This is a genomic window from Archaeoglobus sp. UBA230 (genome assembly GCA_002507545.1).
Classification (GTDB): domain Archaea; phylum Halobacteriota; class Archaeoglobi; order Archaeoglobales; family Archaeoglobaceae; genus Archaeoglobus.
Map to the genome: position 1 here is coordinate 1 of DAVR01000042.1, position 24,416 is coordinate 24,416.

Here is a 24,416-nt window from a genome sequence, read left to right on the forward strand (position 1 = left end):
ATGGGCGGCTCTTTTCGGGGGCGGTTTCAGGCTTAGATGCTTTCAGCCTTTAACCGCGTGGCGCGTAGCTGCCCGGCAGTGCCCTGCCGGACAACCGGTAGACCAGTGGCGCCGGAGGCTCGTTCCTCTCGTACTAGAGCCTCCTTCCCCTCAGCCGCCCTGACACCCCCGTTAGATAGCAACCGACCTGTCTCACGACGGTCTAAACCCAGCTCACGATCCCCTTTAATAGGCGAACAACCTCACCCTTGGCCGCTGCTGCACGGCCAGGATGGGGAGAGCCGACATCGAGGTAGCAAGCCCCCGGGTCGATATGTACTCTCGCCGGGGACAACTCTGTTATCCCTGGGGTAGCTTTTCTGTCGTCACCCGGCCTCACCAAAAGGCCAGGGTGGTTCGCTAGGCCCGCCTTTCGGCTCGTGATCCCTTATTGTGCGGGATCACGTCAGGCCGGCTTTTGCCCTTGCACTCTACGGCGGAGTTCTGACCCGCCTGAGCCGACCTTTGGGCTCCCCCGATACCTTTTCGGGGGAGTGGCGCCCCACCCAAACTGCCCACCTACCGATGTCCCGGCAGAGCCGGTTAGCTCCACAGCTGGAAGTGGGCGGTGTCTCATCGACGGCTCCACCCCGCCCGGAGACGGGGCTTCGAAGCCTCCCGCCTACCCTGCGCACCCCCAGCTGTGAAGCAACGGCAGGCTGCAGTAAAGCTCCACAGGGTCTTCGCTTCCCAACGGGGGTCCCCAGACTCTTCACTGGGATGTCGGGTTCGCCGGCTTCCGGCCGGGGACAGTGGGGGAGTCGTTAATCCGTTCATGCAAGCCGCCAATTAAGCGGCAAGGTATTACGCTACCTTAAGAGGGTCATAGTTACCCCCGCCGTTTACGGGCCCTTCGCCCGGTTGTACCCGGGTTTCAGGTACCCGCACTGGGCAGGACTCAGGGGCTGTACTAACCCTTACGGGGTTGCAGCCCCCTGTGTTTTTAGTAAACAGTCGCTCCCCCCTAGTCACTGCGACCTGCGGAAGCTGCAGAGCAACCACCGCAGGCACCCCTTCTACCGAAGATACGGGGCTAATTTGCCGAATTCCCTCGGCCGGAGTGTTCCGCCACGCCTTAGGCTGTTAACCCAGGGCACCTGTGTCGGTTCTCGGTACGGTCCACTGCCCCCCCTTTTCACGGGCCCCAGGAGTCGGCCGGCTTACGCCATCACGCCTTCACCCCCTTCTCTCCATTACGGATCTCCGGGGGCTTCAGCGCTTGGACACCCTGGCAAAGGTGCCCGGCCTATCCCGAGGCGTCGGGTGCCTTAACGGCAGCGGGCAGCGGTGCGGGAATATTAACCCGCTTCCCTTTTCCCCCGCGTCGAGTTACGAGCGGGGTTAGGACCGACTAACCCACGGCTGACGAACATTGCCGTGGAACCCTTGCCCTTCCGGCGGTCGGGATTCTCACCCGACTATGCTGCTACTACCGCCAGGATATTCGTTACCGACGGCTCCACCCGAGCTCACGCCTCAGGCTTCTGCGCCATCGGCACGCCCCCCTACCGGATCGCCTTTCGGCGCCCCGAGGTATCGGCGGCCGGCTTGAGCCCCGTCCATTTTCGGCGCCCCGAGTCTCGGCGGGTGAGCTGTTACGCACTCTTTAAAGGGTGGCTGCTTCTAAGCCTACCTCCCCGCTGTCTTCGACCCGGGACCTCCTTTATCGTTTACACTTAGCCGGCACTTAGGGGCCTTAACCCCGGTCTGGGTTGTCTCCCTCTCGGACAGGGAGCTTACCCCCCTGCCCTGACTCCGTCCATCTACGGCGGCGGTGGATTCGGAGTTTGACAGGAGGGCGAGGGTGTCACCCCCCGGATCCTCCTATCAGTGCTCTACCCCACCGCCAACCTCCGGACGGGTCATACTGCGGTATGTCTCGGGGGGAACCAGCTATCCCCGGGCTCGATTGGACTTTCACCCCTAGACGGGGGTCAGAGGAGCGATTTGCACATCAACACCCCTTCGGGCCTCCACGGCGCTTTCGCACCGCTTCACCCTGCCCCCGCCTAGATCGCCCGGCTTCGGGTCGTACGGCAGAGACTGCGGGCGAGCACACCCCGCCCCTCGCAGAAGCTGCGGGCAGTCGGTTTCCCTCCGGCTCCGGGCTTTCAGCCCTTAGCCTCGCCTCTGCCGTACACTCCCTGGCCCGTTCTTCAAAACGTACGCAGCGACTCCGGCATGTCCCGGCTCGTACTCGCACCTCGCGGTGCTTTCCTTCGCCGGGATTACCTTTCGAGCCGCTGCTCACTATCCCCGGCCGATTTCAGGCTCTTTTCACTCCCCTTCTTGGGGTTCTTTTCAGCTTTCGGTCACCCTACTACTGCGCTATCGGACTCGGGACGTATTTAGCCTTGGGGGTTGATGACCCCCAGCTTCCCGCGAGAATTCCAACCCGCGGTACTCAGGAGACCCCACCTTGTAACCGCGAGGCTTACGCCTACGGGGCTCTCACCCTCTACGGCGGGCCGTTCCAGACCACTTCGGCTTCACCCCACGGCATTAGGCAGGGTCCTACAACACCACATCCATCCCGTGTTACCACGGGATGTTCGGTTTGGGCTGTGCCGCTTTCGGTCGCCCCTACTCACGGCATCGCGTTTGCTTTCTTTTCCTGCGGGTACACAGATGTTTCCTTTCCCCGCGTTCCCGCTCCAAACGGAGCGTCCCCGAAGGGACAGGATTGCCCATTCGGGAATCCCGGGTTCTAAGGCTCCATGCGCCTCCCCCGGGCTTTTCGCAGCTTGGCACGCCCTTCGTCGGCGCCCGAGCCGAGCCATCCACCGGCCGGGATAATCGCCGGTAAAGCCGGTCCCAGATTGCATTTGGGGACGAACCTCTGCACGGCTTCACCTGGGCACTTTGCCCATCAACCCTTCCCCGACGACTTTCATCGCCGGGTGCACGGAATAATGGACTCGGCGGGATTTGAACCCGCGGCCTCCGCCTCGCAAAGGCGGCGCTCTCCCGCTGAGCTACGAGCCCATGGGCTTGCCAGCATATGAGCCCGGCAGGCGAGGCTGAACGCACCTTTAGGAGGTGATCCAGCCGCAGATTCCCCTACGGCTACCTTGTTACGACTTAGCCCCCCTCGCGGACCCTGGGCTCGAGGATGGCCAGCGACCATCCCCTCGCCCCTGGCCCACTCGGGTGGCTTGACGGGCGGTGTGTGCAAGGAGCAGGGACGTATTCACCGCGCCATTTTGAGGCGCGATTACTACGGATTCCAGGTTCACGAGGGCGAGTTGCAGCCCTCGATCCCAGGTTAGACCGGGTTTAGGGGATTACCTACCCCTTTCGGGGTCGGTACCCATTGTCCCGGCCATTGTAGCCCGCGTGTAGCCCGGGGGATTCGGGGCATACGGACCTGCCGTTGCCCGCACCTTCCTCCGGCTTAGCGCCGGCAGTCCCCCCAGTGTGCCCGGCATCCCCGAAGGGATCCGCTGGCAACTGGGGGCGCGGGTCTCGCTCGTTGCCTGACTTAACAGGATGCTTCACAGTACGAACTGACGGCGGCCATGCACCACCTCTCAGCTAGTCTGGTAAGGTCTTCAGCCCGACCTTCATCCCGCTGTCTCCCCCGGTAAGCTTCCCGGCGTTGAATCCAATTAAACCGCAGGCTCCACCCGTTGTAGTGCTCCCCCGCCAATTCCTTTAAGTTTCAGCCTTGCGGCCGTACTCCCCAGGCGGCGGACTTAACGGCTTCCCTCCGGCACCACCGAAGCTCGTAGCTTCGGTGACACCTAGTCCGCATCGTTTACAGCCAGGACTACCCGGGTATCTAATCCGGTTCGCTCCCCTGGCCTTCGTCCCTCACCGTCGGACCCGTTCCAGCCGGGCGCCTTCGCCACAGGTGGTCCTCCCGGGATTACAGGATTTCACCCCTACCCCGGGAATACCCCCGGCCTCTCCCGGTCCCTAGGCTGGCAGTATCCTCCGGCAGTCTGACGGTTAAGCCGCCAGATTTCCCGGAGGACTTACCAGCCCGGCTACGGACGCTTTAGGCCCAATAAAAGTGGCCGCCACTCGGGCCGCCGGTATTACCGCGGCGGCTGCCACCGGCCTTGCCCGGCCCTTGCTATGGGGTGCTTTTTAGGCACCCCGACAGCCCGCGCGATGCGCGAGCACTCCGGCTGACCCCGTCGCGGTTTCCCGCATTGCGGAGGTTTCGCGCCTGCTGCGCCCCGTAGGGCCTGGACCCGTGTCTCAGGGTCCATCTCCGGGCTCCTGCTCCCACAGCCCGTACGGATCTTCGGCTTGGTGGGCCGTTACCCCACCAACAACCTAATCCGCCGCAGACCCATCCTCGGGCGCTAAGCGCTTTCGGAGATGGGACATTCCAGTACCCATCCCCTATGGGGGATTAGCCCCAGTTTCCCGGGGTTATCCCCCACCCGAGGGCAGGTTGTCCACGTGTTACTGAGCCGTCCGCCGGTGCTTGCATCCCCGAAGGGATACAAGCCCCTTGACTCGCATGGCTTAGTCCCAGCCGGATAGCAGCGGCCTCTGGCAGGATCAACCAGAATTGGCGGGGAGTGTAAAGCGGGTGAATACGTCCCTCGCCTGCCGGTTTACTCTGCTGGCAAGCCCACATCAGACCGCATTACCTGCGGTCCTCCCGTATTATACCGTGGGTAGGAAGGCTTCCCCTCATACCAGGCTTACGCCTTGTCAGGGCACTTGCCGGACCCACGGTTTCAACCGTTTTGGCAACATCTTATTTGGTTTTTAGATTTATAAGGCTTTTGCTTACGCCCTTAACTTTCAAGGGCATCTGTTATGAGATTAGGTGCATGAGGTAGGGTATTTAAGACTTTTGGATTGTCAGACAAGCGCTTATCGCTATTTTTCCTGTAAAATCATCTCAAGATACGACTGAGTTATACTTTCTTCCCTTGAGTAACCCAGTAATTTAGCAATATCAAAGAGTATCTCCTTGTCCCTAATACTTCCAGACTCAATTTCAATCTCAATAAACCTCCCAACACCTTCAACATCATCAACGCACACTATGGCACCCTTTAATCTGTAGATTTTCCTCAGTTTCTTCACTTCCCTAACAGGTCTGAACCCCAACTTCTGGAGAAGTTCAAAGGCGTTTTCAAAGCTGTCAACTTTAACCTTAACTTCCTCTCTGCTTTTCGTTTCTAAATCAACCTTGGGACCTTTGTACGTAACGGTTACACCCTCAACGTCCCTTCTTATTCTAACGGCTTCATCCGTTTTCTTGAAGTCTTTACACGGATGATTGAAATAGATGTCATGCTCAAACTTTTCGATAACAGGTTCGGCAATCTCTCTGAGCTTTTCTTCAACACCTTCCTTGTAGATAAACTTGGCCTCGACCTCCATCTCAATCTTTTTATACCCGCCCCTTGGGGCTTAAAAAGGTGGTGCTAATGATATCGGAAGGTGACGTTATCAGGATCAGCTATACAGCTAAGCTCGAAGATGGTACTATTGTAGACACTACAGACGAGGAAGTGGCCAAAAAACACGACATATTCAATGAGAATGCAAGGTATGGAGACATATACTTAATTGTTGGTAAAGGGCACGTTCTGCCGGGACTTGAAGAAGATATAAAAGGAAAAGAAGTGGGTTACAAGGGAACGGTAGAAGTGCCGCCAGAGAAGGCATTTGGAGAGTATGACCCAGAACTCAAAGACACGTTCAGTGTGAACAGATTCAAGGAAAGACCAGAGGTTGGGCAACGAGTTAGAATTGGAGACAGACTTGGGACTGTAGAAAGGATAGTAGGAAGAAGAGTCATCGTTGACTTCAACCATCCTCTCGCGGGAAAGAAAATCATATTCGAGTATGAGATTAAAGAGAAACTTGAGAAACCAGAGGACAAAATCAAAGCTCTGTTTGTAATTCACACTGGTGTTGATACCAAAGATGTGAAAATTGAAGATGGAAAAGCGGTTGTCGAGGTGTCGAGTGACGCGTATCTGAACCAGTTGTTCCTTATAGGAAGATATAGAGCTGTAAAGGAAATCTTTGAGGCAACAGATGTTAAGGAAATAGAAATCATCGAAAGATTTGAGAGAGAACATGAACTGCTTAAACTTGGAAAGGAGATTAAGGGAGAAAAGAGTGGAGAGGAGGAGTCAAAAGAGAGTAGCGAGACGAAGAAGACAAATGAATAAGTTTTTTCTTTAATAACAAATTCGTAACCTTTTTTGATTTTGGCTGTAAAGTGTGAAATTAATGGAGAGCGCCCGGGCCGGGATTTGAACCCGAGTCGCGGGCTTTCCGCGGAATTGGAGCTTACCCTCACTCCACCTCCACGACAGGCCCGCATGATAGGCCGGACTACACCACCCGGGCTTCTTTAAGGCTTAGGGCTGTGAGGTTTTTAAGAATTTTGGTAAAATCACGGGTGGGTATAAATCGCCAAAACCTCCTCTCCAGCCTTCTCAATCTTGCAAAACGCAAATCTTTCAAACTGCACAACCTTTCCTTCATCACGCACAACGCTCTTTTCCACCAGACCTCCCCACGTTTTCTCTCCTAAAACCGTGCATTGGAGAGTTTCTCCATCAGGAAGCCAGTGGATGATGTTCTTTCCCTTCTTCACATCACCAAGCTCAAATCCTCTGAACTCAGCCTTTTTATCAAGCAAGATGTTACAGAAGTCCTTCAACCTCACAACCTTCCCCTTAAGCCTCTCGAAGTCATCCCTTGTTACATACACTACACTCCTCCCCCTCAGCCTCCTACTCGTCCCTTTATTTGGATTGAGAGGTAATTCAACCTCTATATCCTCGGACAATCCTTCAATCTCAACCTTGACAGGATTCCAGACGAAGAAATAGCGATTAGCCTTAGGGTCAATAATTTTCCTATTCTCCGCATAGAGATTCTTAAGGCTGATGGAAACATCATTCTCTCCAACTCCGAGTGAAATGAAGAACTTTCTGATCGCCTCACTCTCAAACCCTCTCCGTCTGAAGGCTCTGATCGTCGGCAGTCTCGGATCATCCCATCCCTCATATCTCCCACTCTCCACATCCCTTCTCAGCGAAGAGGTTGAGAGTTTGCCAAACTCGAATATTTTCACCCTGCCCCAGTGCTTGGTAACCGGATACTCCCAGTTAAAGTATTGGTAGATATACCTCTGCCTTCTCTCAGAGTCTATCAAATCTTTACCCCTTATTATGTGCGTAATCCCACAGAGACGGTCCTCAATCGCAGACTCAAAGTCGAGGGTGGGATACACCACAAAACTATCGCCCGTCAGAGGATGAGACTCCTTTATTATCCTGAAGGCGACCCAGTCCCTTATCGCGGGGTCTTTGTGTCTCATGTCTGTCTTGATCCTGAGAACGACTTCTCCCTCCCCATACTCACCATCCAACATCCTCTCCCACACTTCGAGAGTTACTTCGGGTGAAATATCACGATGAGGACACTCAACACCACTATCTCTGTACACCTTGAACTCCTTCTGACTGCAAAAGCACGTATAGGCTTTCCCCATCTCAATAAGCTTTCTGGCGTATTCATAATACACTGGGATTCTTTTTGAAGCATAAATAACCTCATCTGGTTTGTAACCAAGCCACTCAATGTCCTCGAGATACCAGTCATACGCCTCAATCATCGGCCTCTTTGTTCTCGGATCGGTATCGTCAAATCTAATGACAAACTTTCCATGATACATTTTCACGTATTCTCCATTGACAATTATCCCTCTCGCAGAACCGAGTGTTGGTGGGCCGTTAGGGTTAGGGGCAAAACGCATCACAACCTTTCCCTTCTCCGCTTTTTCGAGAGGGGGTAAAGCTACAACCTGTTCCCTTCTCTTTTCGGCTTTTTCAGTACTAAATTTTTGGATTAACTCCCCTTTTTCACCTTCACTCAGACTTTCAAACTCAGCAATGCATTCCCTGACCATCTCAAGAACCTCTTTCACCCTACTTCTCAGTTCAGGGTTCTCTGCCATCACCTTACCCATTACTGCCTTCTCGTTCGCCTTTCCGTATTTTGCTGCGTTAGCAACCACATATTTCATTATCAGGTCTTTCACAAATGCAATTCAGGGGGCAGAAATATAAAGTCTGTGAAAAAGGTTAAAAGACAGGAGACTACCAATGAGAGATGAATCAGAGTTTTGCGCTGCTCGCATCAATTGCACTTGTTCTCATGCTTATCAAAAGGCTGGGCATTGGAGTATCCCTATTCATTGGCTCAGCTGTACTCAGCTACCTATTATTCGGATTTGATAGGTTCGAAATTCTTCTACAAGCCCTCACCAGCCCCCAAACCTTAGAAATTGTTGTAATAGTCATCCTTGCATTCACACTCGGCTACTCCATGGAATATTTTGGAATGTTGAACGAGCTTGCAGATGAACTTTCAAAGTCCATTGGAGCTCTGAGCTTCGTTATGATACCTCTTCTTATCGGATTGCTTCCAATGCCGGGTGGAGCGTTGATTTCTGCTGTAATGCTCGGCCCGCTGATGAAAAAATACACTCTCTCTCCAGAAAAAGCGACATTACTGAACTACTGGTTCAGACACGTTTGGGTCTCCTTCTGGCCTTTGTATCCGAGCGTGATAATTGGTGCTGCAGTCCTTAACATCAATTCCTTCACCTTCGCAGCCTCAACTTTTCCTATTGCGATATTAGCGATTGTTTCGGGACTAATGTTAACGAGGGGGATTGAAAAAAGGTTCCATATTTCGAGAGATACCTTCAAAGCCTTAATCCACCTCTACCCAATAGCCATCCTGCTACTCCTTTCTGTGATCCTTAAGTTCGATCTTCTGATTTCACTCCTGATTGCCATCTTTGCAGTCGCGATCCTCAGAAAGGGTAGTGTAAAGGATTTTGAAAAAATTCTGAAAAAAACCGTTGACAGAAAAATAATAGTGCTGGTCTTTGCTGTCATGTGCTATAAGAGCGTGATACAGTTGAGTGGTGTTGCTGAGAGCTTGCTCACTGACATATCTCTCGAATTTCCCATGCCTATTGCAGCCTTCATCCTAACTCTGATCGTGGGTTTTGCAACTGGCATCGAGATGAGCTATTCATCTATCGCACTTCCTCTGCTCACCGGGTTTACAGGGGTTGAAGCTGTCAATCCAAAGAACCTCATGCTCGTAATAGCTGCTGGCTATCTTGGTGTTATGCTTTCTCCGATGCACCTTTGCTACGTTCTGACCGCTGAATACTTCGGCACGGATGTGAGCAGGACCTACAGGCAGCTTGCCCTTATTGCAGCTGTCGTTGCAGTACTTGTGTGGGTGCTTTACCTGATTTAATCTATTGTTTCATGTAATAATCCTTGTACTGTTCCCTCAGCATTCTCTTGCTGAACTTCCCAACACTCGTCTTTGGAATCTCATCTGTGATTATTATGTCATCTGGGAGTTGCCATTTTGCAAATCTCTGTCTGAGGTGCTCGTACAGCTCTTCCTTGGTTATATTACCCTTAAAGTCAGGTTTTGGAACAACGAAAGCCAACGGTCTCTCCTCCCATTTGGGATGAGATATACCAACAACGCACGCTTCAAAGACCTTTGGGTGCGCCATCAGGTAGTTTTCCAGATCAACGCTGCTTATCCACTCCCCACCACTCTTTATCAAATCTTTGAACCTGTCAACGATCTTGATATACCCATACTCGTCAATTGTTGCCGCATCTCCACTTTTCCACCACTTCATAACCCCGTCTTCAATGAAGGACTCGAAAGTTCTCGGATCCTTGTAGTAGCTTCCAGTAATCCAGTGTCCCCTTATGCAAAGCTCCCCAATTGTTTTTCCGTCATGAGGTAGCTTGTTCCCTTCATCATCGGCAAGCATAACCTCAACACCAAATACAGGGATTCCCTGCTTCCTCTTTAGCTCCCACAACTCGTCCTCAGACATTTCCTTCTCAAGACCCGGCTTGACGAAGTTGTAGCAGACAAGCGGAGAGGTTTCTGTTGCTCCATAGGCGTGAACGATCTCTATACCAAACTCCTTCAGACCCTTCATCATTGCAAGTGGTGGTTCAGTTGCTCCACTCCAAGCCCTTATGTTGAATTTCGGTTTCGGCTCCATCTTTTGCAGATAGTTCAGCAGAGGGATGAATATAGCCGGAGCTCCTGCTGTTGCCGTCACACCTTCACTCTGCATAAGCTCAACCACTGGGGCAAGGTTGTCTACTGCATACCTTCCGGGAAATACAAGCTTACTCCCTGCAATCGTAGCCGCGAAGAAGACTCCCCAGCCGTTCGCATGAAACATCGGCACAATCTGCATATAGACATCCTCAGGTTTGAGTCCCATTCCAACCGCTGCAATGATTGAGTGCAACACCATTGATCTGTGGGAGTAATAAACGCCCTTTGGATTCCCGGTGGTGCCAGAAGTGTAGCATGCAGCATAAGCAGAGGTCTCATCAACCATAGGAAAGTCATACTCTTCATCAGCGTCCTTTAACAGCTCCTCATAGCTGTAAACCTCTGGCAGCTTTGTCTCAGGAAGTTCACCATCCGTCATTACAACATATTTCTCCGCCTTTATCGCGGGAGCTATAGCTTCAGCAAGCGGTAACAGAGATTCATCAACAAATATCACCTTTGCTCCACTGTGATTTGCGACATAGGCTATTTCCTTCGGATGCAGCCTCAGATTCATCTCAAGAAGCACAGCTCCGATTCCAGAGATACCAAAGAAGAGTTCATAGAACCTGTGGGTGTTCCAGCTCAGAACCCCAACTCTGTCTCCAACGTCAACACCTATACTTTCAAGGGCATTGGCAAGTTTCGAAACCCTTCTGAAGGCTTCGCCATAGCTGTATCTGAACAAACTTCCATCCAAGTTCCTCGAAACTACCTCTCTCTCCGGGAAGTTCGTCGCTGCATATTTCAAGATGTTTATCATATTCAACTGGTAGTCATCCATCATTGTTGATGGAAACCCTCTCACAAATCGCATCTTCTATCACCAATTTTAACTACAATTAATCACCATATTTAAATTTAACTTAGAGAGCTGTAGGATGGTGACAAACCATCTCCGTTCTCAGGACAAAGTTTAAATTCATTGTGGCAAAGAAGCTGATGAGCCGCCGTAGCTTAGCTGGTAGAGCGTCCGGCTGTTAACCGGACGGTCGCAGGTTCGAATCCTGCCGGCGGCGCTTCGTCGCCGCTTTTAAAGCATTTTTGAGTTCGTTTACTTTAACACCCCCCTAACTTTGTAACTGAGCTGTCCTGTTCTACAACAAAATTTTTAAATACTGCATGGCAAACAACAGGCAATGGGTCTAACGCCAAGACTCGAAAACACCTTTGGATTTTTCTTCGGTTTTAGATATAGCTTTAGCTTTTAAAAGGAGGTGAACTGCATTGGTTTCGGGTGTTTGTATATGTCTATGGTCTAAAAATATAAGAGGTGTTTTATATGATAGGTAAAAGAAGAAGGATGCAAAGAATACTTAAGAATGGAAGGTCAGTGATACTTCCAATGGATCACGGAATCACTCAGCCAGAGAAAGGGATTGAAAAAGTTGACAGAGTCGTCGAAGTAGTACAGGAATATGTGGATGCCATAATTGTACATAAGGGAGTTGCGAAGAGGTCAGAGGTTATTGCAGAGATGGATGCAGGACTGATTATACATCTGAGCGGTTCTACGATGTGGGCTGAAGACCCGAATGACAAGAGACTGGTGACAACCGTGGAGAAGGCAATCTCTCTGGGAGCGGATGGTGTAAGCATGCATGTAAATATCGGGAGCAAAACTGAAGCCGATCAAATCGAGAAACTTGGTTACGTATCCGAGGTATGCGACTGGTATAGCATTCCGCTGCTTGCGATGATGTATCCGAGAGGGGATATTGAAGTCAACACTGAAACTGTAAAACATGCGGCAAGAATTGGCTATGAACTGGGAGCAGACATAATCAAGGTTCCTTACACCCTCAAGTTCGAGAAAGTGACAGCAATTTGTGATTTGCCTGTTGTCATAGCCGGAGGAAGTAAAGGGAGCGAATATGAACTTTACAAAAAAGTGGAAGATGCCATGAGCAGGGGTGCTGCTGGAGTCGCTGTTGGGAGAAATATATTTAACAGTAGCCATCCAGCTAAGGTTGCCAAAGCACTGCACATGATAGTCCATAACAACCTGAGTGCAGAGGATGTGATAGAATATGAAGGAAATATGGTTGTTGGCTGAAACTGAAAGTTGGGAAGTTGCCAAGGAGATGCTGAAAGACGCGATCGAAATTGGATTCGACGGTGCTGTTGTAAGTGAGAAGTTTCTGGACAAAGCGAAGAAGCTCGGCAGGATAAAACTCCTGCCCCTTGAGAAGGCTTTGATGAAAATAAGCTCAGCAGATGACCAGCTTAAGGCTGTTGAAAGTGGTGACGTCGTCATTTTGAAGTTTGAAGACTGGAAGGTTATTCCGCTTGAGAACATCGTAGCAATGAAAAAGGGTGGGAAGGTAATTGCTGCAGTTGATAATACCGACGATGCAAAGCTGGCTCTGACAACACTGGAAAAAGGAGCTGACGGCATAGCGGTCAGGGGCGATAGAGAAGAGCTGATGAGCTACTACAGATTAGTTAAAGAGCAGAAAGAGAGCATTGAACTTCTGAGAGGTAAAATTGTAGAAATAAAGCCTCTTGGAGTTGGTGAGAGAGTCTGCATTGATACCGTAACACTGATGACTCCCGGAGAGGGGATGCTTGTTGGCAACAGGTCTGCTTTCATGTTTCTTGTGGCAAGTGAGAGTGAAGAAAGTGAGTATGTCGCTTCAAGACCTTTCAGAGTAAACGCCGGAAGTGTCAACGCTTATCTGAAGGTGGGAAACAAGACGAAGTATCTTGCAGAGCTTAAGGCTGGGGATGGAGTTGAGATTGTGAGGTATGACGGAAAAGTGAGAGAGAGCTACGTGGGTAGAGTTAAGATTGAGAGGAGACCGCTTATCCTTGTCAAGGCTTCTGTGAATGGAGAAGTAGGTAGCATCATACTCCAGAACGCTGAAACGATAAAGCTTATCGCTCCAGATGGAAAGCACATTTCGGTTTCTGAACTGAAGGAAGGTGATGAAGTGCTTATCTGGATTGGTGAAAAGGCGAGACATTTTGGTGTTGAAGTTGATGAATTTATTGTGGAGAGATGAAGCTCGTTGCCACAGTTTCAAGCCTTAAAGAGGTAAAGCTGGCAGAGAAGGCCGATTTAATCGAAATCAGGCTTGATCTGTTCAATAGAGTTTGGGAAGCCATTGACGAGATAAGAGGGATTGAAAAGGAGATAATTGCAACCTGCAGAAGAGAGAGAGATGGTGGGAAGTTCACAGGAAGAGAGGAGGAAAGAATCGAGGCTTTGAGAAAGTTCGCTGAGGAGACCAATGTGGCCTATGTAGATGTTGAGTGTGACATGCCAGATTCCGCCTTCAATTTTGATTGTGAAATAATCGAATCATACCATAACTTTAAGGAGACGCCTGACTATTCAGAACTCAGGAGTATTGTTGAGGGCAAACGGGGAGACCTTGTTAAGGTCGTGACGATGGGGAGGAGCAAAAAAGATGTTGGAAAGATTGTCAAACTCCTTCTGGAATTTGAGGGTGTGATTGCTTTTCTTATGGGCAAAGAGTTTTCCTTCACCCGCATAATGGCTGCCTACTTGGGGTCACCCTTCATTTACTGCCATGTTGGCGAATCCAAAGCTCCGGGACAGATTCATCTTAATGACGCCTACAAGATACTGAAAACTCTGGGGTGATATGTTTGAAAATTCTGATTTATGGCGTTGGGAACATGGGGGAGCTTTTCAGAGACCTGTTCTACAGTAGAGGTTACTATGTAAAGGGATACGATATTGACGAGATGAAAAGAGATACAAACACCGTTTCAGGCTTTGATGTGATTTTTGTTTGCACACCCATGTATGCGCTTGAAGAATCTATCAAACATCTGATGAGGGAGGCTGACCCAACATCCCTCCTCGTTGACATTTCCTCAGTAAAGAAGGATTCAATTCCAATCTTTGAGAAATCTGGTTTTGACTTTCTCAGCATTCACCCTATGTTTGGGGGTGACAGTGAGATTGCACTTTCGAATATTATCGTAGTTCACGAGTCGGGAAGAGAAGAGGAGAGAGCGATCCTTAATGAGTTCATAAAGAGCGGAGCGGTGATAAGCAAGCTGGATGTTGAGGAGCACGACAGGAAGATGGCAGAGATTCAGGGTGTGGCTCATTTTCTGCTTGTCTCGATGGCCGATTTTCTGAGATACAAGAAAGATGAACTAAGATACGCCTCTCCGATTTTTACAGTTCTTTACAAACTTGCAAGCAGGATAATCAACCAGAACTGGGAAATGTATTACAGGATTCAGAAAAACGCTGAAGATGTGAGGCAGCAATTTTTAGAAAGAGCTTTGAAGCTCCACGAAAATTTAAAGAACTATGATAAGTTTAGAGAAACTTTTGAGGATTTGAGGAAGATTTACACTGATTACGAATCGAGCACGATAATCTTGGAGGCTTACAAAGCGACGAAGAGAGTCGAGAACCTTGATGAACTCAGGGGACTCATAAGGTCTATTGACTCCCTCCTACTCAGGTTGATAGAGAGGAGGGTAGAGGCTGCAAGAGAAATAGCGAGAATAAAGGCTGAGAGGGGTGAACCTATAGAGATCAAAGATGTGGAAGAAGAGAAGATAAGGGATGTGATTTCAAAAACCGGACTTAACCCCATTAGGGTGAAGGATATCTTTGAAAGCATAATGGCACTTACAAAGGAGGAGGAATACAGAGTTACTGGGATACAAAGAACCGTTGCCGTTCTCGGTCCTCAAGGTAGCTTTAGCGATGAAATGGCACTAAAGCTTGTCGGTTCGAGAGTGCCATTGAGATACTGCGCCACAACAGATGAGATTATAAAGCTGGTTGAAAGGGGTGAAGTTGATTTTGGTATTGTTCCCATTGAGAACTCGGTTAACGGAACAGTTCTACCAGTCCTTGACGCTTTAATGAGCCACGATGTTGAGGTTTTTGGCGAGGCAAGGCTTGAAGTTAATCATTGCCTCGTCGCGAAACGTAAGATTGAGCTGAAGGATATCAAGACCATCTACTCTCATCCTCAGGCAGTTGCACAGTGCATGGGATTCATAAACAACTATCTGCCAAATGCAAGCATTCGTTACACGTCTTCGACAAGCGATGCTGCAAAAATGCTCGATGATTATTCTGCAGCGATAATGTCAGAAAATGCCGCAAGGTTCTACAGGCTGCATGTGCTGAGGAAGGGAATTCAGGATTTGAAGGGACGAAACATAACGAGGTTTTACCTGATAAGGCGTAAAACTGGTAGGAGAGAAGGGAAGATTACCTCTCTTTTCTTTGGAGTTGAAGATAGACCGGGAGCGCTGAAGGATGTTTTAGAGGTGTTTTACAGGAAAGGATTCAACCTGAGAAAGCTTGAATCAAGACCCGCAGGGACGGGATTGGGAGACTACGTCTTCTTCGTTGAAGTGGAAGCGTCACTCAGTGAGGATGATCTAAAAGACCTTAAGAACGTTACAGCATTCTACAAGGTGGTAGGGGTATTTGATGAGATCGAAACCCTGGACGTGTATAATTTCTGACCTCAAACAAGTCTAAAAAATAGGGTGTAGAGAACCAGTACAACCAGTACAACAACTTTCAGAATCCAATATCTGTCAAAATAACTCTTTGCGAAGAGATAAAGTGTCAAGTAGAGGAACACAAGTGTGCTAAGGAAATTAAGCATGCCGGGATAAAGAATGTACATGGCTAAACTCAATAAGATGCCAAAAGGTGCCAGATACTTAAGCAGAGCCATGTAACCTCTACCATAAGTCACGTCCAGCACGGGATAACCTTTATCTACCTTTTCAAGTGGCTCCGGCAATTCTTCAATCGGAAGTTCCATAAAAACCGTTCCAACAAAACCGCATCGGTTACATCTGTAGCTGTAAAGAGCGCCAAAAGCGACTGCTGCCGGAATGGAGAGATCGGGAGAAATATCAGCGCTTCTGCAGACCGGACAGATTCTGACGTTCTTCATTTTATTTTTCAAGTCACCACGTTTCATAGTGTGTTAGCATGCTTACAGGATACCTGCTTCTTCTACCCGGATTCTCCGCTGGATGCCCTATTGGCACGATCGCCATCGGTCTTACGAACTCCGGAAGATTCAAGATTCTGGATACCTCTCTCTCATCGAAGGCACCAACCCAAACAGCTCCGAGATCAAGAGCTGTTACAGCCAGTAGTATGTTCTCAACCGCTGCTGTTGCATCCTGCTCAGCATAGAGCTTTCCTCTTTCCCCATAAACCCTCATGCTTCTCGGATAGTTCGCACACACAACGACAACAACCGGAGCTTCGGCGATGAACATCTGCTTCAACGCCGCTTTTGCCAGTTTGATCTTCCTCTCTTTGTCCCTAACAACAACAAAATCCCTCGCCTGCAAATTTCCGGCTGACGGAGCGGCGTTGGCAGCTTCCAGTATGAGTTGAAGAGTTTTATCGTCAATATCATCACTGGTGAATCTCCTTATCGAGACCCTCTTAAAAATTAACTCGAGTCTTTCCTTCATGGAATAATTTTTGCAAGGGGTTTAAAGAATTTAATGTTTAAGCCTTTTCCTCAATCCTCTCTCTGAGTTCATGGAAGAATCCACGTGGCATTAAAATTCCGATTGCAATCAGAATTGCGTAAAGTACTATTTCATCGTTTATCGGGAGCGATGCAATGTCTATCAAATCCCTCAGCCACCAGTTCTTGGCGAGGTAAATGACAATAGCTCCGATCAAAGGTCCATAAATTGTTCCAAGACCACCAAGAACTGCGGATAAAATTACGAGAAGCATGAGAGGGATATCATATAGCTCCGGGCCGACTGTATAGCGGTAGTTCACAATTGCCGCTCCAGCTATGCCAGCGAAAAAGGAGCTGAGAACGAACGCCAATACCTTGTATTTTGTCGTATCTATCCCGATTGACTCTGCAAGTTCCTCGCTATCCCTTACAGCCATAAACCTTAATCCTATCCTGCTTTTTACAATCCTACGCATCGCAGCAAGTGAGACGAGGAGTAGAGCAAGGGAAAAGTAGTATTTTGACAGAGTGGTGTCAAGCAAAGAGTATCCTGCTATCGAGAATCCCTCTTCTCCACCAAAAACGTCTCTCCAAATGAAAACCGTCTGCATAAAGACAAGGGGAAGAATAGCTGTCACGAGTGAGAAGTAATATCCCCTCAATCTAAGAGTGATTATGCCAATAAAAAAGCCAACGAGTGCTGCTGCAAGTCCACCAAGGATTATTGCAGCTAAGGGGTGAATTGCAATTCCTATTCTCATTGGAGTCTGGAGCAGTGCTGCGATGTATGCCCCAAGTCCCACGAAGGTCGTATGACCGAGATTTACCTGCCCTGTATAGCCCACCATCAGGTCCCAACTTATCACAACGATTGCAAAGAGATACGTGAGGCCGATGAGATAAAGGTACGCTTCTGGAATTACTACCGGAAGAGCTGCGGAGACGAGAATCATTAAAACTCCAAAAAGCTTTAGGATACTCTTCATTCTTCCACCCCAAATAACCCTGTTGGTCTCACAACCAGTATCGTCACTATTGCAAGCAGCATGACAAATTCAGACCATCTTGCTCCAAGAAATGTTATCGTCAGGACCAGTATGTAGCCCACTATGAAAGACGAGACTATGCTTCCTCTCAAACTACCAAGCCCACCGAGTATGACTATGGCAAAGGCGTAAATTAAAGCTTTGAGCGAGGTTTCAGGAGATATCGCGAAAATCTGTGCATAAAGGATGCCAGCAAATCCCGCAAGAATAGATGAAAGAACCATAACAAGAATAAAGACCTTCTCAACATCTATCCCAATAAGCATTGCCGCCTCACTGTCTTGTGATGTAGCAATTATCTTCTTTCCGATGCTCGTTTTTGAGACCATGAGGTCAAGGGAGACCAAAGATGTTACAGCGAGAACAAAAGATGCTATTCTCATATTTGTAACCTTAACATTGTTTAGCTCTACAACTCCCTGAACTAAGGGAAGCATGGAAATCCCCTTGTCACCAAAATTAACAAGTAAAATCTGCTGAATGAGGAGAGCAAGGGCAAGGGTTATGATTATGACCATCACCTCGTTTTTACGAACCGGTCGGGTTAACAGGTAAACGAGAAGTCCGAGCAAACCTGAGACTGCCAAACCGGCGAGAATGCTTAGATAAACGTTAAATCCACTTCCAGAAAGTAAAAATGCCACATAAGCCGCACAAACAAAAGCTGCACCATGAGCGAAGTTCAGAATTCTCGATACTCCAAAAATTAAGGAGAAACCTGAGGCCACGAGACCCCAGATTCCCCCAACGACCGTGCCAAATACTATGATCTTGAGCAGGACATCTATCATGTACCTGCTGCGTTATCTAAGTGTTTATTTACCTTACTCAATCCATGGTGGTAGCTTTAGCTCTCCATTCGCAACGCTCTCTGGATAGATGATGTATTGCTTCCCGTCCTGCCACTGTGATATCCAGTTCCTGACGTAGTTGTCACCCCACATCAGGTCGTGGTTTTTGTAGAAGGCAATAGGTCTTGTCAGCTCGATGGGATTTGAGGCGTCGAACTTCTCGAGATACTTCACCAGAACATCCGGGTCAAAGGGGTCCTTCTCACCAGCCTTTGCTGCCATCTCGACCACTGTCTTGTAGAGGTAAACTGCATCATAAGCTCCATACGCCTGATGCGACTCTGGATAATGGCCGTACTTCTTCTTGTAGGCATCAACAAACTCCTTGCATTTCTCTGTCGGAGGAGCAGTAATGAGAGCACCACCATCAGCGAGGAATATCTCGTAATTTGCCATTCCATTTGTCTTGTTGTAGAATTCAGCATCTATCGCAGCAAGGTCATGCCCGGCAAGCAGAATGTTCGGTTTCAGCGTTGCCCATTGCTTGGTCAGTATATCCCCTGTACCGGCAATCGCAAGTATTGGCATTATGAGGTCGGCATCCAAGCTCTCAGCTTCGTGAATAAGCTGCTCGTATTCTGAATAGCCTCTGGGAACTCTGACATCTTTGACAATTTCAACCCCTTGCTCTTCGAGCAGGGGTGTGAGAGCCTCTACAACAGGGTCTGTCCAAACGTGCTCGTCCCTGATTATGTAAACCTTCTTGACATCATATCCGCTGTCTCTCAGGAATCTAACCATATCAGCCAGATCAAGTGCAAAGGTTGAGCCGTTGTTTTGAGTAACCCTGAACCAGTACTTATACCTTTCATAATTCTCAGCGACCTTTTTGGCGTGTGCAGGTGACGACGCATCTGCAAGAAATAGGGTTTTTGTTTCTGCCATCGTCTCCATCATCGTAAGCATTACACCGCTCGAAAAACCACCGATTATGACATCAGCATTTTCTATGGTCGCAAGTCTCCTGAACTCTGTTGAGGCTGTATTAGAATCAAGCTTGGTGTCTCCCACAACCACCTCAACCGGATGTCCGAGTATACCCCCCTGTGCGTTTATTTCCTCCGCAGCCAGCTTCACAGCTTTTTCTTCTGCCATCCCCTCAGGTAGAGACATGGGACCAATTACACCGATTACCACCTTTTCTCTTTCAGTCTTCTGTCCTCCCTGCACACATAGCGACGTTATAGCAGCGAGCAGTATTAAGGCTGTTAGCACAGCTTTAGCATATCTCATGTTGTGGATGAGCACAGCAAAGTATTTAAACCTTCCTCAAACACAACGAATCATGCTAAAGGTCAAAGACGTGCACAAGAGCTTCGGCGAACTCAAGGTTCTTGAAGGTGTAAATCTTGAGGTTAACAAAAGAGAGAGGGTTGGTATTATAGGTCCAAACGGGGCTGGAAAGACAACCCTGTTCAACATAATATCAGGTTTTCTCAGACCGGATGACGGTAAAGTTATCTTCAAGAACAAAAACGTTGTTGGTTTAAGACCGAATCAGCTTGCAAAAATGGGGTTGGTCAGAACATTCCAGATTGTTAAGGTATTCAGTAACATGACAGTTGAAGAGAACATACTAACTATCTCTTCCGATCTCGACTACCTTAAGGATTTTGGTTTATGGGAGAAAAGAAGGGAAATTGCAGCAAATCTATCCTACGGAGAACTCAGAAAGCTCAGCATTGCCCTTGCTATTGCCTCAAACCCGAAATTGCTTTTGCTTGATGAACCATTTTCCGGCCTTAGTCCGAAGGAGGCGAGGGAGCTTGCAGACATAATCAGAGATATACATTATAACGGCCAGTCTATTGCGATAATTGAGCACAGGCTCAGCGATCTCTTTGATGTTGCGGAAAAGGTTCTGGTTTTGAATTCAGGGAAGATAATATTTGAGGGGCAACCCGATGAGGTGGTGAGGGAAAAGTCTGTTATAGAAGCATATCTTGGTAAAAAGTATGCGAAAGTATTTGCTTGAAGTCGAGAACCTTTATGCCTACTACGGAAAAGCCGAGATACTCAGGAACATTAACATTTATGTTGAAAAGGGAGAATCTGTAGCGGTTTTAGGTCCAAACGGGGCTGGAAAGACAACCTTACTCAAATCTATTTGCGGACTTGTTGAAACTAAGGGGGAGATTCGATTTAACGGTGTAGAGATTTCCGGATTGAAGCCGCACGAAAGAATCAAGCTCGGAATTGCTATAAGTCCGGAAGGTCGAAGGTTATTCCCCGAAATGACCGTTGAAGACAACCTACTGCTTGCTGGAAATGGTGAAAAGCTCGAATTCGTTTACAACCTTTTTCCAAATTTAAAGGAAAAGAGGGGGCAGCTTGCGAGGAACATGAGTGGTGGAGAGCAGCAAATGATTGCCATCGCAAGGGCTTTGATGCTGGAACCAAAGCTTTTATTGCTCGATGAACCCTCCATGGGTCTCGCCCCCATCGTTGTTGAAACAATAGCCGAGGCTATAGATAGAATAAGGGACGAGCTTGGCATATCCATCCTTATAGTCGAACAAAATACACAGATGGCCTTTGATGTTGCAGAGAGAGCATATATTCTCGCAAGCGGTGAGGTAGTAAAAGAAGGAATGATTGAGAGTTTACAGGGGATAGAAAGGGACTACTTTGGTTAACCCTTTGAATTTATTGTCCCTCTCCATCTACTCCATTGATTGGGTACTCATCAGTAAAAACTAAGCCCCCAAGCTGAAAATTGCCTCCCAAATCCTTTCTTCAATCCCGAGCCTCTCCTCCTCTTCATAAAGGTCAATGGCTGCGGTAATTGCTGAAATTTCCTCTCTCGTAAATTCACTCTCCATAAATATTTCGTCCAGCTTTGCCTTTATCGGTCTGAAAGCTGCCATATACTCCTTTACCTTCTCTGCTATGTTTCTCTCCTCCACGAATCTCGTGTGGATGTTCCCCTTCACAAACTCTTCGTCGTTCATCACCGCAATGTGGAAGGGGATGTTGGTTTCAACACCCTCAATCACATACTCGTAGAGAGCCCGCCTCATCCTCGCAATAGCCTCTCTTCTTGTCTCTCCGTACGTAACAAGCTTTGAAATCATACTGTCGTATTCCTCTGGAATGCGGTAGCCCATATGGATGCCACTATCAACTCTTACACCTATCCCACCCGGACTTCTGTAGTGCACTATCCTTCCGCTTCTTGGATAGAAGTTAATGGGGTCTTCAGCATTGATCCTACACTCTATCGCATGTCCTCTAAACGTAACATCCTCCTGATCGTGGTGCAACGGTTCTCCATCAGCTATCAGAATCTGATATTTCACAATATCAATCCCCGTGACTACCTCAGTGATCGTGTGTTCAACTTGTAGTCTCGAATTTATTTCAAGGAAGTAAAATTCACCATTCTCATACAAGAACTCAAAGGTTCCCGCATTGGTGTATCCAATCTCCTTGGCACCTCTCACTGCAAGTTCGCCGATTTTTTCCCTTAACTCCTCATCAACCACTGGGGAGGGCGATTCCTCAATCAACTTCTGATGCCTTCTCTGTATGCTGCACTCCCTCTCCCCCAGATGAATTACATTTCCATGCTCATCAGCGATAATCTGAACCTCAATGTGTCTCGGCTTTGCGAGATACTTTTCGAGATATATCGTCGAGTCCTTGAAATAGCTCTCTCCCAGCTTTTTGGACTTCTTAAAGGCCTCTTCCAGCTCAGAAGGGTTGTTTGCAATTACAATGCCTATGCCCCCTCCACCGCCGGATGCCTTAACAGCTACAGGATAACCAAGTTTTTCAGCCCATTCAAAGGCATCATCAACACTATCAATCTTCGGTGAACCGGGAATAACTGGCACACCAGCACTCGTCATCTTCTCCCTTGATCTAACCTTGGAGCCGGCTATTCTGATAGCCTCCGGGCTTGGGCCGATGAAGATGAAGCCCTCCTCCTCACACATCTCAGCAAATTCGGCATTTTCTGCAAGAAAGCCATAACCGGGATGAATAGCATCAACTTCAGCCTTTTTCGCCACCTCAAGAATTCTCTCAATGTTCAGATAACTTCTCCTCGGATCAGCCTTACCGATATAGTGGGCTTCATCCGCATAAACCCTGTGGAAGGCTTTTTTGTCTGCTGAGCTATAAATAGCAACACTTTCAATTCCAAGCTCCCTGCAGGCTCTCATCACTCTTACCGCTATTTCCCCCCTGTTCGCCACCAGCACTTTGCTGAACATCCGGTTTAAAGGCTAAAACACCCGATTTAAAAACCTTTTTTCAAATAATGCTGCTGTAATACATAAATTTGAGGACAGAAATATCTCGAATACGTATTTGATTTGTACCACCTGCAGAGAATTTTATTCTATAAGTTAAAATAATTAATTTTGTCACCGAAAACAATTTACAGCGGATGCGACTTGTGAACATGATGAGCGAAGTTAGAGTGTTTGACACAACTCTCAGGGACGGAGAGCAGATGCCAGGAGTTTCTCTACCCTTGAATTACAAGGTGAGGATTGCGAAGCAGCTTGACAAGCTCGGGGTTGATGTTATCGAAGCTGGCTTTCCCTCTGCCACAAAAGGTGAGTTTGAAGCTGTTAAGGAGATAAGCTCACTCGACCTTAATGCTAACGTTTGTGGGCTTGCAAGAATCGTTAAAGAAGATATTGACGCTGCCCTTGACGCTAATGTTGATATGGTCCATATCTTCGTTCCCACCTCGGAGATTCAGATCGAGCACACTGTAAAAATGACTAAGGAAGAGATCATCGAGAAATCTGTTGAGTGTGTAGAGTACATCAAGTCTCACGGTGTAAAATGCATGTTTTCCGCAATGGATGCCACAAGAACAGAGATTGACTATCTCAAGAGGATTTTCAAGGCTGTTGAGGATGCCAATGTTGATATTGTGAATGTTCCGGACACCGTTGGTGTTGCAACACCCTTCAAGTTCCACGAGGTGATAAGGCAGCTCAGAGAATACCTGACAGTTCCCATTGACGTTCACTGTCACAACGACTTTGGTCTTGCAGTGGCAAATACCTACGCAGCGGTTCTTGCTGGAGCCAATGAGGTGCAGGTCACGGTGAATGGCATAGGAGAGAGAGCTGGTAATGCTGACTTAGCTCAGGTAGTAATGATTCTGCATTCGATTGAGGGGATCAAGACAAACGTTAAAACTGAACATCTCTTCGAAACTTCAAAACTCGTGGAAAGGCTCACGGGGATTAAAATGCCTCCCAATACCCCCATTGTAGGGGATAATGCCTTCAGCCATGAGAGTGGAATTCACGCCCACGGAGTGCTGAAGGAGTTCTCAACCTTTGAGCCGGGAGTCGTAACTCCCGAGATGGTTGGGCACAAGAGGAGAATCGTTATTGGAAAGCACGCTGGCAGGCACCAGATCAAGAAGATTCTGGAAGATGCAGGATACGCTGTTGATGATGAAACGCTGAACAAGATATTCGAGAAGGTCAAGGAGATCGGAGACAAAGGGAAGAGAGTTACAGACCTCGACCTCTTTGCCATTGCGGAGGTTGTGATAGGAGAGCTCAGGAAGGAGGAGAAAGCAATACTTGTTGATGAGGTTACTGTGCTTACCGGTAATAAAATCACACCGACTGCAGTTTTGAACGCAGAGGTCTTTGGTGAGAGAAAGGTAACCTCTGCAATCGGTGTTGGACCCGTGGATGCATCGCTCAAAGCTGTCACTGGGCTTCTCGGCAAGAGTGTGAAGATAACAGAGTTCAGAATGGATGCCATTACTGGCGGTAGTGACGCTCTGGCTGAAGTATACGTCACGGTTGAGGATGAAGAGGGACACTCCTTCACAGCCAGAGGTGCAGCACAGGACATTGTCATGGCCTCCATAGATGCGGTGATAAACGCCGTGAACTACCTTTTGAAGATGAAGAGCAGAAAATAAA

At 48.3% G+C, this 24,416-nt stretch carries 18 protein-coding genes, 3 tRNA genes and 2 rRNA genes; 10 read left to right on the top strand and 13 right to left on the bottom strand.

What is annotated here, in order from left to right; all coding sequences use genetic code 11:
- The 4 genes from BP688_RS11855 to cyaB all read right to left on the bottom strand — a co-directional run.
- Positions 1-2,847, bottom strand: a 23S ribosomal RNA gene (locus BP688_RS11855); the annotation flags it as partial.
- Between the two features lie 105 nt (positions 2,848-2,952).
- Positions 2,953-3,024, bottom strand: a tRNA-Ala gene (locus tag BP688_RS11860).
- A gap of 49 nt (positions 3,025-3,073) precedes the next feature.
- Positions 3,074-4,565, bottom strand: a 16S ribosomal RNA gene (locus tag BP688_RS11865).
- 316 nt (positions 4,566-4,881) lie between these two features.
- On the bottom strand, positions 4,882-5,391 hold the full coding sequence (cyaB, locus tag BP688_RS11870; protein WP_290596113.1) for a class IV adenylate cyclase: 510 nt from the start codon (positions 5,389-5,391) through the stop codon (positions 4,882-4,884).
- 47 nt (positions 5,392-5,438) lie between these two features.
- Between cyaB and BP688_RS11875 the strand changes: the two genes are divergently transcribed.
- Complete coding sequence (locus BP688_RS11875; protein WP_290596114.1) at positions 5,439-6,191, top strand: FKBP-type peptidyl-prolyl cis-trans isomerase; 753 nt, start codon at positions 5,439-5,441, stop codon at positions 6,189-6,191.
- Positions 6,192-6,260: 69 nt separating this feature from the next.
- On the opposite strand, the gene BP688_RS11880 is transcribed toward BP688_RS11875, so the two are convergent.
- Both BP688_RS11880 and gltX read right to left on the bottom strand, forming a co-directional pair.
- Positions 6,261-6,372 (bottom strand) — tRNA-Asp (locus BP688_RS11880).
- A gap of 46 nt (positions 6,373-6,418) precedes the next feature.
- Positions 6,419-8,059 carry a glutamate--tRNA ligase gene (gene gltX, locus BP688_RS11885; protein WP_394329803.1) on the bottom strand — a complete coding sequence of 547 codons (1,641 nt, stop codon included), beginning with the start codon at positions 8,057-8,059 and terminating at the stop codon, positions 6,419-6,421.
- A gap of 86 nt (positions 8,060-8,145) precedes the next feature.
- On the opposite strand from gltX, the gene BP688_RS11890 reads away from it, so the two are divergent.
- Entirely contained in the window at positions 8,146-9,312 is a 1,167-nt protein-coding gene (locus BP688_RS11890; RefSeq protein ID WP_290596116.1) for a TIGR00529 family membrane protein, read from the top strand.
- A 1-nt stretch (position 9,313) separates the two neighbouring features.
- Here BP688_RS11890 and BP688_RS11895 read toward each other — a convergent pair whose 3' ends face one another.
- Positions 9,314-10,972 carry a long-chain fatty acid--CoA ligase gene (locus tag BP688_RS11895; RefSeq protein WP_290596117.1) on the bottom strand — a complete coding sequence of 553 codons (1,659 nt, stop codon included), beginning with the start codon at positions 10,970-10,972 and terminating at the stop codon, positions 9,314-9,316.
- A gap of 129 nt (positions 10,973-11,101) precedes the next feature.
- On the opposite strand from BP688_RS11895, the gene BP688_RS11900 reads away from it, so the two are divergent.
- From BP688_RS11900 to pheA, 5 genes are all read left to right on the top strand, one after another.
- A tRNA-Asn gene (locus tag BP688_RS11900) sits at positions 11,102-11,174 on the top strand.
- Positions 11,175-11,437: 263 nt separating this feature from the next.
- A complete protein-coding gene (locus BP688_RS11905) occupies positions 11,438-12,211 on the top strand; it encodes a 2-amino-3,7-dideoxy-D-threo-hept-6-ulosonate synthase (RefSeq protein ID WP_290596118.1) in 774 nt (257 codons plus the stop codon).
- Positions 12,186-13,160: a 3-dehydroquinate synthase II gene (locus BP688_RS11910; RefSeq protein ID WP_290596119.1), complete on the top strand. Its 975-nt coding sequence runs from the start codon at positions 12,186-12,188 to the stop codon at positions 13,158-13,160. The genes BP688_RS11905 and BP688_RS11910 overlap by 26 nt, the downstream gene beginning before the upstream one ends.
- Complete coding sequence (aroD, locus tag BP688_RS11915) at positions 13,157-13,765, top strand: type I 3-dehydroquinate dehydratase (RefSeq protein WP_290596120.1); 609 nt, start codon at positions 13,157-13,159, stop codon at positions 13,763-13,765. The genes BP688_RS11910 and aroD overlap by 4 nt, the downstream gene beginning before the upstream one ends.
- A 35-nt stretch (positions 13,766-13,800) precedes the next feature.
- Positions 13,801-15,630, top strand: a complete 1,830-nt coding sequence (gene pheA, locus BP688_RS11920; protein ID WP_394329804.1) for a prephenate dehydratase — start codon at positions 13,801-13,803, stop codon at positions 15,628-15,630.
- A gap of 2 nt (positions 15,631-15,632) precedes the next feature.
- On the opposite strand, the gene BP688_RS11925 is transcribed toward pheA, so the two are convergent.
- The 5 genes from BP688_RS11925 to BP688_RS11945 are packed head-to-tail and all read right to left on the bottom strand — an operon-like array spanning position 15,633 to position 19,740.
- A complete protein-coding gene (locus tag BP688_RS11925) occupies positions 15,633-16,073 on the bottom strand; it encodes a hypothetical protein (protein WP_290596122.1) in 441 nt (146 codons plus the stop codon).
- Positions 16,074-16,086: 13 nt separating this feature from the next.
- A complete protein-coding gene (locus tag BP688_RS11930; protein WP_290596123.1) occupies positions 16,087-16,608 on the bottom strand; it encodes a nitroreductase family protein in 522 nt (173 codons plus the stop codon).
- Between the two features lie 37 nt (positions 16,609-16,645).
- Positions 16,646-17,596, bottom strand: coding sequence for a branched-chain amino acid ABC transporter permease (locus BP688_RS11935; RefSeq protein WP_290596124.1), 951 nt, complete (start codon positions 17,594-17,596; stop codon positions 16,646-16,648).
- Entirely contained in the window at positions 17,593-18,447 is an 855-nt protein-coding gene (locus tag BP688_RS11940) for a branched-chain amino acid ABC transporter permease (protein WP_290596125.1), read from the bottom strand. Before BP688_RS11940 ends, BP688_RS11935 begins: the two co-directional genes overlap by 4 nt.
- Before the next feature lie 33 nt (positions 18,448-18,480).
- The gene (locus tag BP688_RS11945) at positions 18,481-19,740 is read right to left on the bottom strand and encodes an ABC transporter substrate-binding protein (protein WP_290596126.1); all 1,260 of its coding nucleotides are present in this window, start codon (positions 19,738-19,740) and stop codon (positions 18,481-18,483) included.
- Positions 19,741-19,792: 52 nt separating this feature from the next.
- On the opposite strand from BP688_RS11945, the gene BP688_RS11950 reads away from it, so the two are divergent.
- Together BP688_RS11950 and BP688_RS11955 are read left to right on the top strand one after the other, a co-directional pair.
- Complete coding sequence (locus tag BP688_RS11950) at positions 19,793-20,482, top strand: ABC transporter ATP-binding protein (RefSeq protein ID WP_290596127.1); 690 nt, start codon at positions 19,793-19,795, stop codon at positions 20,480-20,482.
- Positions 20,463-21,143, top strand: coding sequence for an ABC transporter ATP-binding protein (locus BP688_RS11955; protein ID WP_290596128.1), 681 nt, complete (start codon positions 20,463-20,465; stop codon positions 21,141-21,143). Before BP688_RS11950 ends, BP688_RS11955 begins: the two co-directional genes overlap by 20 nt.
- A gap of 60 nt (positions 21,144-21,203) precedes the next feature.
- Here BP688_RS11955 and BP688_RS11960 read toward each other — a convergent pair whose 3' ends face one another.
- Complete coding sequence (locus BP688_RS11960) at positions 21,204-22,724, bottom strand: acetyl-CoA carboxylase biotin carboxylase subunit (RefSeq protein WP_290596129.1); 1,521 nt, start codon at positions 22,722-22,724, stop codon at positions 21,204-21,206.
- A gap of 140 nt (positions 22,725-22,864) precedes the next feature.
- Here BP688_RS11960 and BP688_RS11965 point away from each other — a divergent pair, with 140 nt between their 5' ends.
- Positions 22,865-24,415, top strand: a complete 1,551-nt coding sequence (locus BP688_RS11965) for a 2-isopropylmalate synthase (protein ID WP_394329805.1) — start codon at positions 22,865-22,867, stop codon at positions 24,413-24,415.
- The last annotated feature ends 1 nt before the right edge of the window (position 24,416 follow it).

Bases quoted from the DNA above. Each gene is read 5' to 3' on its own strand.
- BP688_RS11925 (WP_290596122.1), bottom strand. From the start codon at position 16,073: ATGAAGAACGTCAGAATCTGTCCGGTCTGCAGAAGCGCTGATATTTCT.
- BP688_RS11895 (WP_290596117.1), bottom strand. From the start codon at position 10,972: ATGCGATTTGTGAGAGGGTTTCCATCAACAATGATGGATGACTACCAG.
- BP688_RS11945 (WP_290596126.1), bottom strand. From the start codon at position 19,740: ATGAGATATGCTAAAGCTGTGCTAACAGCCTTAATACTGCTCGCTGCT.
- BP688_RS11905 (WP_290596118.1), top strand. From the start codon at position 11,438: ATGATAGGTAAAAGAAGAAGGATGCAAAGAATACTTAAGAATGGAAGG.
- BP688_RS11940 (WP_290596125.1), bottom strand. From the start codon at position 18,447: ATGATAGATGTCCTGCTCAAGATCATAGTATTTGGCACGGTCGTTGGG.
- BP688_RS11935 (WP_290596124.1), bottom strand. From the start codon at position 17,596: ATGAAGAGTATCCTAAAGCTTTTTGGAGTTTTAATGATTCTCGTCTCC.
- BP688_RS11960 (WP_290596129.1), bottom strand. From the start codon at position 22,724: ATGTTCAGCAAAGTGCTGGTGGCGAACAGGGGGGAAATAGCGGTAAGA.
- BP688_RS11950 (WP_290596127.1), top strand. From the start codon at position 19,793: ATGCTAAAGGTCAAAGACGTGCACAAGAGCTTCGGCGAACTCAAGGTT.
- cyaB (WP_290596113.1), bottom strand. From the start codon at position 5,391: ATGGAGGTCGAGGCCAAGTTTATCTACAAGGAAGGTGTTGAAGAAAAG.
- BP688_RS11955 (WP_290596128.1), top strand. From the start codon at position 20,463: ATGCGAAAGTATTTGCTTGAAGTCGAGAACCTTTATGCCTACTACGGA.
- BP688_RS11930 (WP_290596123.1), bottom strand. From the start codon at position 16,608: ATGAAGGAAAGACTCGAGTTAATTTTTAAGAGGGTCTCGATAAGGAGA.
- aroD (WP_290596120.1), top strand. From the start codon at position 13,157: ATGAAGCTCGTTGCCACAGTTTCAAGCCTTAAAGAGGTAAAGCTGGCA.
- gltX (WP_394329803.1), bottom strand. From the start codon at position 8,059: ATGAAATATGTGGTTGCTAACGCAGCAAAATACGGAAAGGCGAACGAG.
- pheA (WP_394329804.1), top strand. From the start codon at position 13,801: ATGGGGGAGCTTTTCAGAGACCTGTTCTACAGTAGAGGTTACTATGTA.
- BP688_RS11910 (WP_290596119.1), top strand. From the start codon at position 12,186: ATGAAGGAAATATGGTTGTTGGCTGAAACTGAAAGTTGGGAAGTTGCC.
- BP688_RS11875 (WP_290596114.1), top strand. From the start codon at position 5,439: ATGATATCGGAAGGTGACGTTATCAGGATCAGCTATACAGCTAAGCTC.
- BP688_RS11890 (WP_290596116.1), top strand. From the start codon at position 8,146: ATGAATCAGAGTTTTGCGCTGCTCGCATCAATTGCACTTGTTCTCATG.